This is a genomic window from Rhodococcus sp. NPDC019647 (assembly GCF_044389235.1).
Taxonomy (GTDB): domain Bacteria; phylum Actinomycetota; class Actinomycetes; order Mycobacteriales; family Mycobacteriaceae; genus Rhodococcus_F; species Rhodococcus_F oxybenzonivorans.
In genome coordinates this window covers 32,057-48,092 of the sequence record NZ_JBIRXS010000021.1, presented here as the reverse complement: position 1 = coordinate 48,092, position 16,036 = coordinate 32,057, and the positions used below count along the sequence as shown (strand labels likewise).

The window sequence follows — 16,036 nt, the reverse complement described above, 5'->3', positions numbered from 1 at the left end:
GCATGGACCCGGGATGAAGTGGTTGGTGTCGCCGTAGCTACTGCTGAAATCGCGGTGGTGATGAGTGCGTTCTCTGCCGGAATCCTCGTCGTGGCAATCGCTGTCGACGAGACTAATGGTCTGACTGCGGCCGTGGCAGCGTTGAGCGTGTCGGTTGTCGCGTCCACGGTGATGCTCGCCGACCACCGCAGCGGTCATCGGCTTCCGCGCTCTGCCGCCTGGGCGCTGGGCGTGGTCGGAATGGCTTCGATATCTGCCCTCTACGTCGTCGCCCAGGCTCTAATCTCGACCACTGGTTCGGACCTGCTGCTGCTGTTGTCCGCGCTGTTAGCCGGTATCCCTGGACTGCCCACCATCCTGTACGTGTGCGAGCTTCACGCAATCGCCCAACACGATCGCCTCAAACGCCCGGTCGCGATCCTTCAGGACGGATCAGAGTCGCATGACGTCGAGGTCCGTACAAGTGACGGCGATCTACTCGATAGCTGGGTAATAGGCGCTGTGTCCGATGATCTGCCGGCGGTCATCGCCGCTCGAACAGCCCTCAGAAAGCGGCGGTGGGTGCCTGTTGGGGCATGGGTTCCGCACGCAGATGGCTCGCTCCGCCAACGGGTCGAACTCACGGCCCGTAGCCGCTGAACTTGACCAGTCCCCCGCGATGGAAGTCGTTCGTCGCCGCTGCCGAAGACGAGGGCTCCTCCGTGCTGTCCTGCCGCAGCCGTTCGACACCGAGGCCGACTTGCAGCCTGCGTAAAGTGGCCAATGCACGCCCGGAGCGGGCGACCAGCGTGTGCGTCGCCTGCTCCGACGAGCGTCGTGTGTTAGTTAAGGATGTTCGGCGGTACGAAAATCAGACGAATGTCGCGGCACGGCCACGGTTGGTTGCACTTAAGGCAGTCGGACCCGACGGACTCGGTCGCGGCGGTGTGAGCGTCCAAGCTTTTTTTCAGGACACGGGCGTGCATGCCGAGTTGTTGGGGGTCAAACGGAGTCATGGTGGCTTCGCGCGCATAGTCGGCGATGCGCGCGGCGGCGGCGCTTCTGATCGACTGATAGTCGCCACTCGGCGTGTAGTGGTCTGTGGTCACTGTCCCTAGCTTTCCGGATGATTAGGGTGCTCGCCACCGAGTACGTGAACCCGCTCGTCGTAGGCGTCAGGGTCGTCTTCTTCGCCCATCCCCAGCCGGAAGGTTGTGCGATAACTGCATCCGGTTTCGGGACAGTCGATATTGACCCACGCACCCAATTTCAGACTCCTGTCGGATCGTTGATTCACTGCCCCGGGAAACAATCGGAACGGGGACATCTTCGCATGGGTACCCGACAGCCTGACTTGCCGTCGGCCTTCGAGATCGGCTTGGCCTCGCGCTTCGTCATCGAAACGGAACGGTGCTGACCGTACTCAACTCGTGTGATCCCTGAGCGGGGGATCAGTCCTGTCTCCCTGCGTAGTTCAGTCCACGACGCCGAATGAAACGTGGTTAAGCTGCTCTGGATGACGCGCTTTTTCGTTGCCTCTCATTCAGCCGATCTGGAACTCGCGAAACGCGGGAGCAGTTGGGGAACAACGGAGTGTTAGTGCGAGTGTCTACTCGTTGCACCCTGTCCGATCTGATGGCGGTGTGAAATTTGCGGGCCACTTGGTGGAGTCATCCCAGCAGATACTTGTGAGGTTCACATCCGGTAGATGCATGCCCGCCAGCGTCGTCTCGGCCGGGTTTGCGTTGGCTAGCTCCGCGCCGGTCATTAACGCGCCGGACAGATCCGCTGCGGACAGATCCGCTCTCGTCAAGTTCGCCGCCGTCAGGATTGCGCCAGTCAAATTTGCTCCCGGCAGGTGCGCGCCGGTCAAATTTGCTTCAACCAGGTTCGCGCCGGACAGGTTCACGACCAACATGTAAGCACCGGTCATATTTGTTTGTAAGAGGATCGCGCCGGTCAAGTCTGTACCCTGAAGCTGCGCTTTCGTCAGATCTGCCTTCGAAAGTTTTGCTCCGGAAAGGTCCGCGCCGTCGAAGGTGGCACCGGACAGGCTTGCACCGCTGAAGATCGCGCCGCGCAACTGCAATCCCCCCAGGCTCTGGTCGGCAAGATCCAGTGCCGCAAACGGGCGAGGCAGATCGGCGTCCGAACTGGAGCGCTCCCGCACAAACCGTAGGTTTTCGATACGCTCCGCGCGCACTTCGGCAGCTGCTGCAATCTCTCGGTCCCTAACGGCACGCCTATCGTCGATCACCGTAGTTGCCAGTACGACCAAAGCAGACACCAACACCGCAATCACGACATCTCTGAACCACCATGGCGGATCTCGAAACCAGACACGAGCACGTCCCCAACGAGTTGAAGGACCAGGGGTCGGCGTCGGAGCCGGTGGCTGCGGCATCGGCTGCGGCGGAAGAGTCATAGAGGGGATTCTGACCCACAGACTTCAGATTCGCGACGCAGCGTGCCATGGATCGATCTGCGTAAGTCGCGCGCGAGGTCGGGCTCGGATATCCAAGTCTCCTTGGCGCGCCTCAGTGACGACCGTTACTGAGATGGTTATAGGTGCGACATCGTCCGCGCGCCTGAACCACTATTACGGGTGTGAAGGTGCCGAGTCATCCTCTGATGGCGACTGATCAAACTCGATGTTCACCGACTGGTCTATGACGATGGTAGACGTAGGACGCCCCGCCTCAGCGGACGGCGAAATGGCCTCGACAGCGGCTTGATACGCAGGTGGTAAGGCCAAAACCGTGCCAGGAATGCCGATCAAACTGGTGATCAGTGCGATCTGGACGGAAAACTTCTTCCACCACGGCTGTGCTTCGGGGCTCTCCTGAATCCGGGGCATGATCCTCGATGTGACTGTTGCGCCCACAGCTTGGTTGATTGCTTCTGCCAGCGCTTCGGGTCCTCGGATTATGAACTCACGGAATGCTCGGAGAATTCCTTCGAGCTGGTCCAGCATGAACGACTTGAGATCGGCTGGGAGGTCCTCTGCGTTGAACAGGTCATCGCGAAGATCCTGCGTCTTCTGCCAGAGGTCGTCGAGCGTTTCGGGTGCAATGCGAGGTTCGATTCGCGCGCGACCGAGCAGATTGCCGCACGCTTCGAGGTAAATGATGTCATTTGAGGAATACAACTGCTGCACACTGTGGACCGCAGACGTAAAAGCCCATGCCTGGCTCAATGCTCGGTCGACGGTGGGCCTCCACTGGAGATACCAGTCAACGTCGTCATGGTCGGGATCGGCCGCGTTGGTGACTGCGGCCGCAACCTGCTGTGGTAGCCCGATCAGATACCCGAAGCTACGCGCAAACTCGACCCCGTCGGCACTTCCTAAGATGGGCGCGAGCGCGTCCTTGGTTGAAATGTTCTTGTTTGCTTCGAGCAGTCTTTTCAGAATGTTCGCGAGCCGGGCTGCCGGGCTGTTCATGGGAGGCACAGCAATGATTCTGCCTGACCGCGATGACACCCTCGGCGATCGGAGGATAGTTGTGGACTTCTACGCAAGTCTCACATTCGATACCTTCTCGGACGCTCCGGGATCGGCACGGGCAGTCGCCGGTGACCTTTCACTACCGAACCGTTGAGTGTCGCAAACCCGTCCGACACCCTTTGGTAGCTGAATGTTCCTGCGTGCAATCGCCTTCTGAAACGGGCGGTCAAGCAGATAGTCCCGCTTCCGCCGAGCCCACGTCCGCGCCATCGCGTTCCACACGTGCCAGCTCGAGGTTGGCGTAGAGACTCGTGCGTTTGAGGCTGTAATTTTGGCTCAGGTCGGCGATCGTGAACTTGCCCGTCTCGTAGTCACGGAGCAGCAGGCTGCGGCGGAGCGGAGACAACCGGTGCTGCTTGCCGCGCATCTTGCCCTTCGCTTTCGCAACCTCGACGCCGGCCCGGGTGCGCTGCCGGTTTAGGTCCGACTCGAACTCGGCCATGATCGCGAGGAAGCCAATGAACATCTTGCCCATCGGGTCGGTCGGGTCGTACACCCGGCCGTCGATGTTGAGGGCGACGCCGTGGGCGACGAGTCCGTCGACGATCTCGTGCAAATCGCGGGCCGATCGGCCAAGCCGGTCGAGTTTGGTGACAACGAATTCGTCCCCGGCCCGGGCGACCTCGAGGGCGCGGGCGAGTGAGGGACGTTTTCTGTTGCGCCCGGTGTATCCATGGTCGGTGTAGATACGTGACTGCTCGACGCCGAGCTTGCCGAGCCAGGCGACCTGGCCGGCCAGGTCCTGAGCCTTGGTGCTGCATCGTGCGTAGCCGATTTTCACGTCCATCAGTATCTCCGGACGGTCCGACATCCACATCGTCCGGTATCGGCGCGTCATACCGGATTTTTCAACCGAACACTGAAAACGAACGACAGGGAGGGTGTCGACCGGGCACAGTTTCGCCGTAGAGCGCCGTTCTCGGGTGTACCGGTATGACGTTGGCCAAAACGGACCCTGGTGGCCGCAGAATGGCGCTCAGCCCGTTTTGCCTTGTCGGCCGGACTCGGTAACAGCTAGCGAAGCGGATGTTCGCGATCGTCAGCTACTGCTCGCCCCTTTGAATAGGTGGATGCGGGCACAGCCGACGAGAGGTGCGGACGTCGTCGGAGGCGTTAGGTCTTCGCACGTCGTGCTCGTGACGCAGTTGGTAACAAGGATTTCGATGCTGGGGCTCTTCACCACATGGTGAAGAGCCCCAGCAGGCGTCCCGAGTCAGTGTCGATCGGTGAGTGCCTTGATGAGTGCTTGCAGTCCGTCGGGGTCGAGGTAGTCGACAAGGGCGTCGGCGAGCGTGGTCGGGTCGGCGTCGAGGCGCTGGAAGGTGCGGGTTACCTTCGCGGCGGTTACCGGCACTCGTTTGACCGGCTTGTGGCCGCTGTCAGTGGGAGCCGAATCTTGTTCAATGCCTTGATGTTTTCGCTTGCGTTCGGAGTTCCAGGCCTCGACTTGCTCCTTTGGCGGAACTTGCGCGAGCGAGCGGGCGGTGCGAATGGCGAGTTCGCCGTTACGGAGGGCGGTTTGGAGTTCGGGGGTGAGTTGTAGCAGGGCCCGTCGCTGGGAGATCCAGCCCTTTGACTTCGCGAGTTTCATGGCGGCCTTCTCGACGGTTCCGCACTCGCCGATCAGGAGTTCGACGGCCTTGGCTTCTTCGATGACGTCGAAGTCGCGGCGGCCGACGTTCTCGATGACCGCCGCGGCGAGCAGGGTGACTCGGTCCTTGGCGACTTCATCTTTGACGACGATGTCGAGGTTGGGGCGGCCGAAGTTGGTGGCCGCGGCCAGTCGCCGGCACCCATTGATCACCACCCATCGGGCGAGCCCGATCGTGGTGTCGTCTTCCGGATACAGGCGCAGATAGGCGTCCCGGGTAACGACCAGGGCGGGTTGGAGTTGGGTGCCGGTGATCGAGGCCAGATCGCTGAGATCGCCGAGGTCATCACGTGGATTACGTGGATTCGGTGCCAGTTCGCTCAAGGGCACGTTGGTCGGTGTCCCACCGGCGGTGGGCCGGTCGACGGGGGAGTTCTCGCCGACGACGCCGGCGAGGGTTGCGAGGTTGGTGCGGGTGCCGCGTGCCATCACCGACCACCGTCGATCCGCAACTCCAGTGCCAGTCGGTAGAAGTCCTCACGGGCTTGCAGCGCAACCCTGTTCGCGGGGTACTCGGTGACCACCAGGCCGTCGGCGCTCGCCCGGGCATGCAATTTGTAGTGGCGGATCACGGTTTTCGCCAGTGGCCACTTGTTCGCGCGGACGAAGTCCTTGGTCTCCTCGAGATCGAGCTTGCCGTCACGGGGATCCCAGTTGTTGATCACCACCGTGTACGGAATGCCGCGCGGCTCCAAGATTTTTCGGATGGTGCGGGCGGTCGGGTCGAACGAGAGCGGTTCGGTTTCCATCGGCACGATGACGTGATCGGCAACCTCGAGGACCGTCCGCAACGCATCGGCGGCCGGTCCGCGACCGAGAGGGTCGGAGGTGTCATCGGCGGCGTTGAGGTCGATCCAGCCAGGGGTGTCGACGTACACGTGGCGGATGCCGGGCAGCTGACCCAGCTGACGGAGCCCGTTGAGGTCGTCGTGAGCCTGCACGACGTGAAAGGGCAGGTTGTCGAGGCGGTCGGCCCACCAGATCGCCGAGCCCTGCGGGTCCACGGAGACCGCGGCAACGGGAGAGGTGGCGTCGGGATCGTCGTCTTGGTTGAGTACGTCCGCGGTGACGGCGGCGAGATTGACGGCGACGGTACTTTTGCCGACGCCGCCCTTCTGATTGAGAAGGACATGAATGGTCATGGGACCCTTTCCGTTTGCTTCACCCACTCCTGTGGGCTACTTCGGACGGGATGCACGGTACGGCACCGCAGCAGTTGGAGCGGGGCCGACACGCGGAGCGTCACGCGATCGGAGGGCAAAGGTCGGCCGTCCTCGGAAAACGGATCATCGTCGAGGCCTCCACGCTTTTTTCGTGAAAGGTCCGGCTGGCGTGAAACACGCTGACGCGGCAGGCGTCCGCAGCGCTCGTCCCCGCACCGCCACCAGCACACTCTCTGCGGGTGCCCGAGCATCTCGTGCCGTTGTTTACCGCGGTAAACAAACAAGACCAATCGGTTTGGTTTGTTTACCGCGGTAAACAACGGGCAAAACGGACATCGCGATCCAGTTCCAGGTCATCGATGTTCGGCGCGCTGCGCTATCTGGCGGTGACCGTGACGTTCGTGCGGGCAGGGCCGAAGATGGTGACACCGCGGGCGGCCGCGGCGTGGGCGTTGCCGTGCAGCACGATGCGGGTGTCGTCGGTGGCGTGTACCTGCGCGTCGTCGTGCGCGTGGACGGCGGCGTAGTCGTAGGCGTAGACGGTGGTGTTCTCGCCGGCGAGGGCGAGCGCGTGGTCGACGGCGGAGACGGATGCGCGGTTGTGGGCGGTGACCCGGGCGTGATCGAAGGCGTCGACGGTGGCGGTGGTGTAGGCGTGCGCGCGGGTGTGCCCGAAGAGCTGGGCGTGGGCGGCGCCGGTGATGACGATCGCCGGGGCGTGTTTCTCTGGCCGATTGGTGGTGTCGGTGATCTGCACGCGAGATGAGCCTTCGACGCGAAGGGTGAGGCCATCGGGGAGGTCGCGCAGTTCGATGGTGGTCTCAGGTGGGCTGTCGAGGACTACCGTTCTCGCGCCCGTTGCCAATCGGGTCTGTACTTCGTGCGCGGTGCGGCACGGTTTGCGACGGACGTGCGCGGACGCGGATTTCATGCCGTGAATCTAACTTGGTGACTGGATGTTTTCCGGCTGGGAAGAGGTGGTGTCGGAAAACGGGGAGGATTAATCCGCCTGTTGGGCGAAGGCGGTCCGTAGCCGCAGCACCGCGGCCGGGGTGCGGCATCCACAACCGCAGTCGCAGCTCGCGGCTGGGTGCGGCATCCGTTGTGGTGAGGGTGAAGAGCGCCGCCGCGGCTGCGGGATCCTGGCGGGTGGTCGTGATCGCGCTTCCATGCTCGAGTTCACGCGCCTACACCGCCGCGGCGTCGTCACTGGACGCGGGGTGTGCCGAACGGGGCGCTGACGGATGGCGGGGGAGGCGGCCACCGAAGACGGGTGTCGGCGGCCAGGTCCGACGGTTGCGTCGAGACAACCCGGACCAACATAATGCGGATGCCCGAGGCAATAGCCGCGGGAAGTGGTTCGTGTAGGAGGTCTCCGGGGCGTAAGAACCCCTGTTGGCAGCCCACCCAGCGGTTTCCAGCCTTGCGCGCCCATTCCGATCGCTTCTTTCTGGTGGCGCTTGATGGCGATTGCTATAGTTTCGGTGTAGCCATCCCATCGCGGTGGGATTGGAAGTGAGCCGCAGGATTACTCGCCGGACGACGAGGCTTGAGTTCGCTCACGGCCGCCACCAGCTCGTGCCGTCGATCGGAACTGCTCCCGTGCCAGTGAACCTTCGTCTCGTGCCCAAGACGGAGCGCTTCCATCGCCTTCCGTACGGTCGGAACATCCTCCTCGTCGCACAAGGCTGCGGCGAGGAGGTACGTGTTGGGGTCGCGGTCGGGTTGGGATCCGCTCTCGTCACCCCAGGCTGTCAGCATGAGCAGCAATTCTAGGCAGGTGCCGCGACACTACTTGTCGGTCAAGGCAAGCGACGGTCGCAGCCTGCTGTTACCACAGAGTCAGGGGCATTCCGGCGGCCTCAGCCACCGCGATCCGTGTTTCGACAACGTGGGGAAGTTCGCGATCGGCCAAACCCATCCGGATCGCGGTGGCGACGGCGCGGGTGCGGCCAGCGGGGCCGCGGACGTCGGCGAGGGGGCTGGCGAGGTTACGGCGCCGCAGGTGGTACTCGGTGCGGTTAACGGCGTTGGTGCCCAACCGCAGGTGGTGGGGATTGACGCAACCGGCGAAGTCGCACTGGTGGCACAGCACCGCGTCGTCGGTGCCGGACCATCCCAGCCGGGGGATGATCCCGTATTCGCGTTGATACGCGAACAAATGGGCCGGGACGGTGCCGCGGCGGGAGGGCCCGGGCAGGCTCGCGGCCCGGAAGGAGCCGTGTCCGGTGGAGGAGACACTGCCCAGCCAGACCGTGCATCGGTCCGATTCCCTCTCATAGCATTTGGCGTCGAACCGGGCCAGTACCGAGGGGTCGTCGAGCCAGGACCGCCACAGTCGTTCGGGGACCCGGATCGGTTGCGGTTGCCCGAGCAGGGCGAGTTGTTCCACCGCCGAGACCAACTGATGTGCGGGCATCCCGGGGAGCGGAACAACGTCGTCTACGACTGCCACACTGCTCTCCCTCCGCCTCCGCGGTGCTGTTACCGGGAGGGTAGGGGCGGTGTCCGACATCAATTGTGCCGGTGGTGCAGGGAACCGCCCGGGCACGCGGACCGGAGCGAGTGGCGCAGGCGATCGGCTACGACTGCGTCATCAGATGCAATGACGACCGAATGCGTCTGTTAGAGGCCGATGTCGGTGACCGTCTCGGCGATCAGCGGTGCGTTCTCTCGGGTGTGGAGCTCGATCATCGCCGGGGGCAAGCTCGACGATTCCACGACCCGAGGTGTGGGTTGGGCTGTTTTCGAGCTAGGAACCTGGAACCAGGGCTTCCCGTGTGACCGCATCGAACGACATCGGGGTTCTGCCAGGGTCATTCGGCGCAGCGCGGCGGAATCGTGTGGAACTGACTACCGCCGGGGCGAAGTTCTAGTCAGCTCACCAGGTCACCGAGACGCCGCGGTCGCGCAGCCACTGGCTCGGGTTGAGCCGGTTGCCGCTGGCGTCCGACACCTCGAAGTGCAGGTGCGGGCCGGTCGACTGACCACGGTTGCCGACGGTGGCGATCTGCTGGCCCGCCGCGACCCGCTGGCCGACGTTGACGATGAACTCGTTGATGTGGCCGTAGACGCTGACGGCGCCGTCGTCGTGGCGCACCCGCACCCACAACCCGAACCCGGAGGCCGGGCCCGCGGAGATGACCTCACCGTCAGCCGCGGACTGGATCGGGGTGCCGATCGGGGCCGCGATGTCGAGGCCGCCGTGCTGCGCGCCCCAACGGGGGCCGTAACCGGAGGACAGCGTGCCGGACACCGGCTGCACGGTGTGGGTCTTGAGCGGGGCGGGGGCGCCCGGGTTGAGCGGGGCGGGGGTGCCCGGGTTGAGCGGGGCGGGGGTGCCCGGATTGAGCGGGGCGGGGGTGCCCGGGTTGACCGGCCCGGGCATGCCGGGCGCGGGCGGTGCGGCCGGCAGGTCGGGCAGCTCGATCGCGGGCAGCTGAACACCGGCCGGCAGTAGGCCCGGCGGGATCTCGAGCGGGCGGGCGGTCGCGGACCCGGCGCCGAACTGCGCGCCGCCGATCAGGATGGCACCGCTCGCCGCGGCGACGGTCGCGATCTTCAGGCGGCCGGTGATGGAATGAGAACGATGTGCCGTCCTGCGGTGTTTCGCCACGGTGTCTTACCTCATCTGTGTTGGCTAGGCCCGCGTTCGTAGAGATTCGCGGCCTCGGACCCCCGTCGAAAAGGAAAGTAACAAAGCGGTATCGAACTCGCTATCGTGACCTAATCGATATACAAACATGATCTTGCTCGAATATGTCCACGTCAGAGCCCTGCAGCGGGCATCGCAGACAGGTAACGACACGGGACCACCGTTCCGGAATTCCCGTCGAGCAGCACCGCGCAAGGGGAGAGAAAACCGATGATGACCTCGACGTTTACGGGGCTGGTGAGTGAGTGCAGGACTCCCGCGGCGACATCCCGCGACGCGGTCCGAGCGGCCTCGCTAACCCGCGCAAGCAGACACGCCGCGGCTCAATCAAAATGTGATATAAACCACACGCTCCGGTCCTCCAGGTGCTGGTGGGAGTGCGTGCCCTCATGCGCACCAGAATCCTGCCAGCGCCCATGTGGAACGTCTGCCACTTCTGGCACCTCTCCCGCTGATCCCGTGGATGGTTGCCGGTGATCCGCTCCCCGTCCGACTTGGATTCGGTGTATTGAAGTTCCTATTTTGGGATGCCAAACTCTAAGATGTGCCGATGCTGATCAAGGTGCGTTACGGGTGTGCGGTCCGGCCGGGGCTGGTGTGGTGAGCGCGCCGTCTCGCCGTCAGGTGCTGCTCGGTGGTGCGCTGGCGGGTTCGGCGGGTCTGGTGCTGGGTGCGGGTCGATTGACCCAACCGCCGGGCGGGCAGTATCCGGCTCCCGGCGGTGTGTCCCAGTCCTCGCACCTCTCGGGTCATACCGGGCACGGCGGCGGTAACGCCGGGCCGACGTTCCGGGCCGGTCAGCAGGTCGACCACGCGGCCAACGGGTTCCATCCCACTGCCATGCTCCGCGATTTCGACTACGGAACGACCTCCGTGTTGCCGGGCGGGCGCACGCTGCGTGAGTGGGAGGTCTTCGCCGGTGACGAGGAGATCGAGGTAGCACCCGGTGTCGTCTTCCCGGCGTGGACGTTCAATTCGCGGGTACCGGGTCCGGCGCTGCGCTGCACCGAGGGCGATCGGCTGCGGGTGCGGTTCACCAACGGGTCCGCACATCCGCACACGATGCATTTCCACGGCATCCATCCGGCGGAGATGGACGGTGTTCCCGGGGTGGGTAGGGGCATCATCGAGCCGGGGGAATCGTTCACGTACGAGTTCGACGCGACCCCGTTCGGGTTGCACCTTTACCACTGTCACGTCAGCCCGTTGGCCGAGCACATCGCCCGCGGCATGTACGGCACCTTCATCATCGATCCGGCTCGCGGTCGCCCGCCGGCGGACGAAATGGTGATGGTGATGCACGGCTACAACACCACCTTCGACGGCGAAGGCAACCAGCTCTACGCCGTCAACGGCATCCCGTTCCATTACATGCACGAACCGGTGCAGGTCAGACGCAACGAGCTGGTGCGGATCTACCTGGTCAACGTCCTCGAGTACGACCCGATCAACAGCTTCCACGTGCACGGCAACTTCTTCGACTACTACCCGACCGGGACCCGGCTCGAGCCGGCCGAGTTCACCGACACCATCATTCAGGCCCAGGGCCAGCGCGGCATCTGCGAGATGCGGTTCCCCTACCCGGGCCGCTACATGTTCCACGCCCACAAAACCGAGTTCGCCGACCTGGGCTGGATGGGGTTCTTCGAGGTGACCGAATGACGACCACCCCGGAACCACGGGCGGACGACCCGGACCGTACCGCGGCGACGGAGCCCGGCGCGGTCACCGAGACCGAATCCTCACCGGATGCAGCGGCCTCACCTGCCGGGGTGTGGATCCGTGGCCTGGGTGCGGTGATGATCATCGTCGCCGCCCTGGCGGGGGTGGCGATGCTGGCCGCGCAGAGCCTGCCCGAGCGCGCCGGCCCGCCGATCGAGGACATCGCGGTCGAGCGCACCGTCCTCGAGCCGGGGCAGATCAGTCTGACGTTGCGGAATGTCGGCCCCGACCCGGTCACCGTTGCGCAGGTGTTCGTCAACGACGCGTTCGTCGATGTCGCCGGGGGTGAGGAGCCCTTCGGCCGGTTGACGTCCGAGACGATCACCCTCGACTATCCGTGGATCACCGGCCAGCCGTATCTGATCTCGATGCTGACCAACACCGGTCTGGTCATCGAGCACGAGATCCCCGCCGCGGTGGCCACCCCGGCACCGGGGGGCGAGTTCTACCTGACGATGGCGTTGCTGGGCACCTACGTGGGAATCATCCCGGTCCTGCTGGGCATGTTGTTGCTGCCGGTGCTGCGCCGGGTGAGCGCCGACACGGTCCGGTTCGTCCTCGCCGTCACCGTGGGCCTGCTCGCGTTCCTCGCCTTCGACGGTGCCAGTGAGGGACTCGAGCTGGCAGCTGCGTCCGGCGGTGCGTTCGGCGGCACCGCCCTGGTCGTCCTCGGCGCCGCGGCGGCCTTCCTCACCCTGATGGGAATCGACCGATTCCTGCGGGCCCGGCGGGCGGGCGCCGACGCCACCGGAGCGTCCGGCCTGCGGCTGGCGGTGATGATCGCTGCCGGAATCGGACTGCATAACCTCGGTGAGGGGCTGGCGATCGGATCGGCGTACGCGGTCGGTGAGCTCGCCCTCGGCGCCTTCCTGGTCCTCGGCTTCACCCTGCACAACACCACCGAGGGCCTGGCCATCGTCGCTCCGCTCACCCGTCGCCGCACCTCGGTGCTCACCCTGCTGGGCCTGGGGATGCTCGCCGGGGCGCCGGCCATCCTCGGCGCGGTCCTCGGCGCCGGCGTCGGCAATCCCGAGATTTCCGCGCTGCTGCTCGGTGTCGGTGTCGGGGCGATCATCCAGGTGATCGTTCAGATCGCCCCCTCGCTGCGCAGCCCCGACCGCACCGAACTCGGTCCCTGGGTGCTTCTCGGCGTCGGCACCGGACTGCTGCTGATGTTCGCCACCGCGCTGGCGGTGCCCGCATGAGCATCCGTCCACCGACCAATGGCATGCCGCGGCGCACCTTCCTCGCCGCCGCCTGCGCCACCGGGTGCCTCGCTGCCGCCGGCTGCACCGGGTCGGCCACCGCCGGTGGTGGCCGCCCCGCCGACCTCGCCCGGATTCCCGTCGCCGAGGTCCCGGTCGGCGGGGGCATCGTCCTGCCCGAGCACGACCTGGTCCTCACCCAGCCGGAACCGGGGATGTTCCGGGCCTTCTCGGCGGTGTGCACCCACCAGGGCTGCACCGTCTCCGAGGTCCGCGACGGCACCATCAACTGCCCCTGCCACGGCAGCCGCTACTCGAGCACCGACGGCTCCGTGGTCCGCCGCCCCGCCCAACAGCCCCTTCCCACGTACCCCGTCACCCGCACCGGGGAGTTCCTCACCATCGGCTGAGCGACTGGTCTCGGGGAAGTTCCCAGGCCGCTGGGCATCCGGCCGCACCGATCGACTCCAGTCGTCCCGGTGCTCGAGTCCCCAAGGTATCGCCGCGGTAGGGGCCTTCACTGCTGCGGCCTCGGTCGCGACGCGTCGGCGGCTGACCTCCTTTGACCTCCTTCGACCTCGCCAGCCCGGCCTCCGGCAACCGCGTCCTGCCGACCATGATGCTCGGCCGGTCGGTGCCAGTGAGCGGGTCGTCACCGGTGGCTGCAGCCGGTTCTCGGCGCGCTAACGAGGCGCGCACGTCGGGGAACTTCGGAAACCGACTCTCTACATAATCGTTGAATCAAGTTATTATCGTCTTATGACGATTGATAGTGCGGGCGGTTGCCTCGCCTCCGGAGGAACCGGCTCGAGCCTGGATGCGGCGGTGGCGTTGTTCCACAGCCTCTCCGACGGCACCCGGCTGGCGATCGTGCGGCGCCTCGCCGACGGGGAGTCGCGGGTGGCTGATCTGGTCGGTGAGCTCGGGTTGGCACAGTCCACGGTGTCGGCGCACGTGGCCTGCCTGCGCGATTGCGGGCTGGTGCAGGGGCGCCCGCAGGGGCGGCAGGTGTTCTACTCGCTGACCCGGCCGGAACTGTTGGACCTGCTGGCATCGGCGGAAACCCTCCTCGCGGCCACCGGGAACGCGGTCGCGTTGTGCCCGAACTACGGCACCGACACCGGTACGGAGGTGACCGCGTGAGTGAGGCATGCGGCTGTGGCCACGACGACCCCCGCTCCGAGGGGGAAGAGGAGCACGAACCCGACAAGCTGTGGCAGGTCACCGAAATCCGGGCCGCCGCGATCGCCGGGGTGCTGCTGATCGCCGCCCTGATCATCGGCGCGGCAGCCGGCCCGCGCCCGGTGCAGCTGACCCTCGAGGCACTGGCACTGCTCGTCGCCGGCTACACCTTCGTCCCCTCCACCCTGAAACGGCTGGCCAAGGGCAAGATCGGGGTCGGAACCCTGATGGCGATCGCCGCCTTCGGCGCCGTCCTGCTCGGCGAGGTCGGCGAGGCCGCGATGCTCGCGTTCCTGTTCGCCATCAGCGAGGGGCTCGAGGAATACGCCGTCGCCCGCACCCGCCGCGGCCTGCGCGCCCTGCTGTCCCTGGTCCCGGACACCGCCACCGTCCTGCGCGGTGGCCGCGAACAAGTCGTCGCTCCAGCGGATTTGGCGCTCGGTGAACTGATGATCGTCACACCCGGGGAACGGATCGCCACCGACGGCACCATCCGGGCCGGCCGCACCGCCCTGGACACCTCGGCGATCACCGGCGAATCCGTGCCCGTCGAGGCCGGGCCCGGCGACGAGGTGTTCGCCGGCTCCATCAACGGCACCGGGGTCCTCGAAGTGGAGGTCACCGCGCGGGCGGAGAACAACTCGCTGGCCAAGATCGTGCGAATTGTCGAGGCCGAACAGTCCCGCAAGGGCGAGGCCCAGCGCCTCGCCGACAAGATCGCCAAACCCCTGGTCCCGACGATCATGGTCGCCGCCGCGATCATCGCCGCCGTGGGCAGCCTGCTCGGCGATCCCCGGGTGTGGACCGAACGCGCCCTGGTGGTGCTGGTCGCTGCGTCTCCGTGTGCGCTGGCCATCGCGATCCCGGTGACGGTGGTCGCCGCGATCGGCGCCGCCTCTAAGCTCGGGGTGTTAGTCAAGGGCGGTGCCGCGCTCGAGGCGTTGGGCCGCATCCGCGGTATTGCCCTGGACAAGACCGGCACCCTGACCCGCAACCGCCCGGAGGTCATCGACGTGGCGACCACCGGCGGCGTCACCCGCGGCGAGGCCCTCGGTGTTGCAGCCGCTTTGGAGGCCCGCAGCGAACACCCCCTCGCCGCGGCGATCCTCGCCGCCGTCGACGAGTACGCCCCGGCCGAGGATGTCGATGCCGTTCCCGGTGCCGGCCTGACCGGACACATCAACGGTGTCCCCGCCCGATTGGGGCGGCCCGGCTGGATCGACCCCGGACCCCTGTCCGAGGATATCGAGCGGATGCAGCACGCCGGGGCCACCGCGGTCCTGATCGAGCGCGGCGGCACCCTGATCGGGGCGGTCGCGGTGCGCGACGAACTCCGCCCCGAGGCACGCGAGGTGGTCACCGGGCTGCGCGAAGGCGGTTACCAGGTGGCGATGCTGACCGGCGACAATGCGCGCACCGCACAGGCTTTGGCCGCCGAGGTCGGGATCGAGGAGGTGCACGCGGACCTGCGCCCGGAGGACAAGGCCCGCATCGTTTCCGATCTGCGGACGCGGCGGGCGACGGCGATGGTCGGCGACGGTGTCAACGATGCCCCCGCCCTGGCCACCGCCGATCTGGGTATCGCGATGGGCGCGATGGGTACCGACGTGGCGATCGAGACCGCCGACGTCGCCTTGATGGGTGAGGACCTGCGGCACCTGCCCCAGGCGTTGGCGCATGCGCGGCGTTCGCGGGCGATCATGCTGCAGAACGTCGGCCTGTCGCTGGTGATCATCACCGTGCTGATGCCGCTGGCCCTGTTCGGGGTCCTCGGCCTGGCCGCCGTGGTCCTCGTCCACGAGGTCGCCGAGATCGTCGTTATCGCCAACGGGGTCCGTGCCGGCCGCGCCCGCGCCCTCACCGGCCCGGAAAAGGCTGCGCCCGAACCGGTTCCAGCGACCGCTATCCACCGATGACCCGCGCACCGGTGTCGAGGGTGCGGCGACGACGTCGCATCTTGATTCCTCTCGAAGC

At 65.8% G+C, this 16,036-nt stretch carries 16 protein-coding genes; 6 read left to right on the top strand and 10 right to left on the bottom strand.

The features are described 5' to 3' along the window. The first annotated feature begins 60 nt into the window (after nt 1-60). The gene (locus ACH49N_RS27735) at nt 61-639 is read left to right on the top strand and encodes a hypothetical protein (RefSeq protein WP_358275792.1); all 579 of its coding nucleotides are present in this window, start codon (nt 61-63) and stop codon (nt 637-639) included. Nucleotides 640-821: 182 nt separating this feature from the next. Here ACH49N_RS27735 and ACH49N_RS27730 read toward each other — a convergent pair whose 3' ends face one another. The 10 genes from ACH49N_RS27730 to ACH49N_RS27685 form a co-directional block, all read right to left on the bottom strand. Then, nucleotides 822-1,088: a hypothetical protein gene (locus ACH49N_RS27730; RefSeq protein WP_159928212.1), complete on the bottom strand. Its 267-nt coding sequence runs from the start codon at nt 1,086-1,088 to the stop codon at nt 822-824. A gap of 500 nt (nt 1,089-1,588) precedes the next feature. Beyond that, nucleotides 1,589-2,281, bottom strand: a complete 693-nt coding sequence (locus tag ACH49N_RS27725; RefSeq protein WP_159928210.1) for a pentapeptide repeat-containing protein — start codon at nt 2,279-2,281, stop codon at nt 1,589-1,591. A 297-nt stretch (nt 2,282-2,578) separates the two neighbouring features. Further along, nucleotides 2,579-3,421, bottom strand: coding sequence for a hypothetical protein (locus ACH49N_RS27720; protein ID WP_358275791.1), 843 nt, complete (start codon nt 3,419-3,421; stop codon nt 2,579-2,581). 229 nt (nt 3,422-3,650) lie between these two features. Continuing rightward, nucleotides 3,651-4,322, bottom strand: a complete 672-nt coding sequence (locus ACH49N_RS27715) for a recombinase family protein (RefSeq protein WP_236603594.1) — start codon at nt 4,320-4,322, stop codon at nt 3,651-3,653. A gap of 375 nt (nt 4,323-4,697) precedes the next feature. Continuing rightward, nucleotides 4,698-5,564, bottom strand: coding sequence for a ParB/RepB/Spo0J family partition protein (locus ACH49N_RS27710; RefSeq protein WP_358275789.1), 867 nt, complete (start codon nt 5,562-5,564; stop codon nt 4,698-4,700). Then, a complete protein-coding gene (locus ACH49N_RS27705; RefSeq protein WP_109336429.1) occupies nt 5,564-6,277 on the bottom strand; it encodes a ParA family protein in 714 nt (237 codons plus the stop codon). Before ACH49N_RS27705 ends, ACH49N_RS27710 begins: the two co-directional genes overlap by 1 nt. A 397-nt stretch (nt 6,278-6,674) precedes the next feature. Continuing rightward, nucleotides 6,675-7,229: a hypothetical protein gene (locus ACH49N_RS27700; RefSeq protein ID WP_358275788.1), complete on the bottom strand. Its 555-nt coding sequence runs from the start codon at nt 7,227-7,229 to the stop codon at nt 6,675-6,677. Nucleotides 7,230-7,771: 542 nt separating this feature from the next. Next, nucleotides 7,772-8,059, bottom strand: coding sequence for a hypothetical protein (locus ACH49N_RS27695; RefSeq protein WP_397504804.1), 288 nt, complete (start codon nt 8,057-8,059; stop codon nt 7,772-7,774). Nucleotides 8,060-8,129: 70 nt separating this feature from the next. Next, nucleotides 8,130-8,717 (bottom strand): hypothetical protein, encoded by a 588-nt coding sequence (locus tag ACH49N_RS27690; protein ID WP_358275913.1) that lies wholly within the window; start codon nt 8,715-8,717, stop codon nt 8,130-8,132. 462 nt (nt 8,718-9,179) lie between these two features. Beyond that, nucleotides 9,180-9,914 carry a M23 family metallopeptidase gene (locus tag ACH49N_RS27685; protein WP_358275787.1) on the bottom strand — a complete coding sequence of 245 codons (735 nt, stop codon included), beginning with the start codon at nt 9,912-9,914 and terminating at the stop codon, nt 9,180-9,182. Nucleotides 9,915-10,553: 639 nt separating this feature from the next. On the opposite strand from ACH49N_RS27685, the gene ACH49N_RS27680 reads away from it, so the two are divergent. The 5 genes from ACH49N_RS27680 (at nt 10,554) to ACH49N_RS27660 (ending at nt 15,978) form a co-directional block, all read left to right on the top strand. Then, on the top strand, nt 10,554-11,615 hold the full coding sequence (locus ACH49N_RS27680) for a multicopper oxidase domain-containing protein (RefSeq protein ID WP_358275785.1): 1,062 nt from the start codon (nt 10,554-10,556) through the stop codon (nt 11,613-11,615). After that, on the top strand, nt 11,612-12,880 hold the full coding sequence (locus ACH49N_RS27675; RefSeq protein ID WP_397504803.1) for a ZIP family metal transporter: 1,269 nt from the start codon (nt 11,612-11,614) through the stop codon (nt 12,878-12,880). Before ACH49N_RS27680 ends, ACH49N_RS27675 begins: the two co-directional genes overlap by 4 nt. Further along, a complete protein-coding gene (locus tag ACH49N_RS27670; RefSeq protein WP_358275784.1) occupies nt 12,877-13,290 on the top strand; it encodes a Rieske 2Fe-2S domain-containing protein in 414 nt (137 codons plus the stop codon). Before ACH49N_RS27675 ends, ACH49N_RS27670 begins: the two co-directional genes overlap by 4 nt. Before the next feature lie 349 nt (nt 13,291-13,639). Beyond that, on the top strand, nt 13,640-14,023 hold the full coding sequence (locus ACH49N_RS27665; protein ID WP_358275782.1) for a metalloregulator ArsR/SmtB family transcription factor: 384 nt from the start codon (nt 13,640-13,642) through the stop codon (nt 14,021-14,023). Beyond that, nucleotides 14,020-15,978, top strand: a complete 1,959-nt coding sequence (locus ACH49N_RS27660) for a cation-translocating P-type ATPase (protein WP_358275780.1) — start codon at nt 14,020-14,022, stop codon at nt 15,976-15,978. The genes ACH49N_RS27665 and ACH49N_RS27660 overlap by 4 nt, the downstream gene beginning before the upstream one ends. Nucleotides 15,979-16,036: the final 58 nt, after the last annotated feature.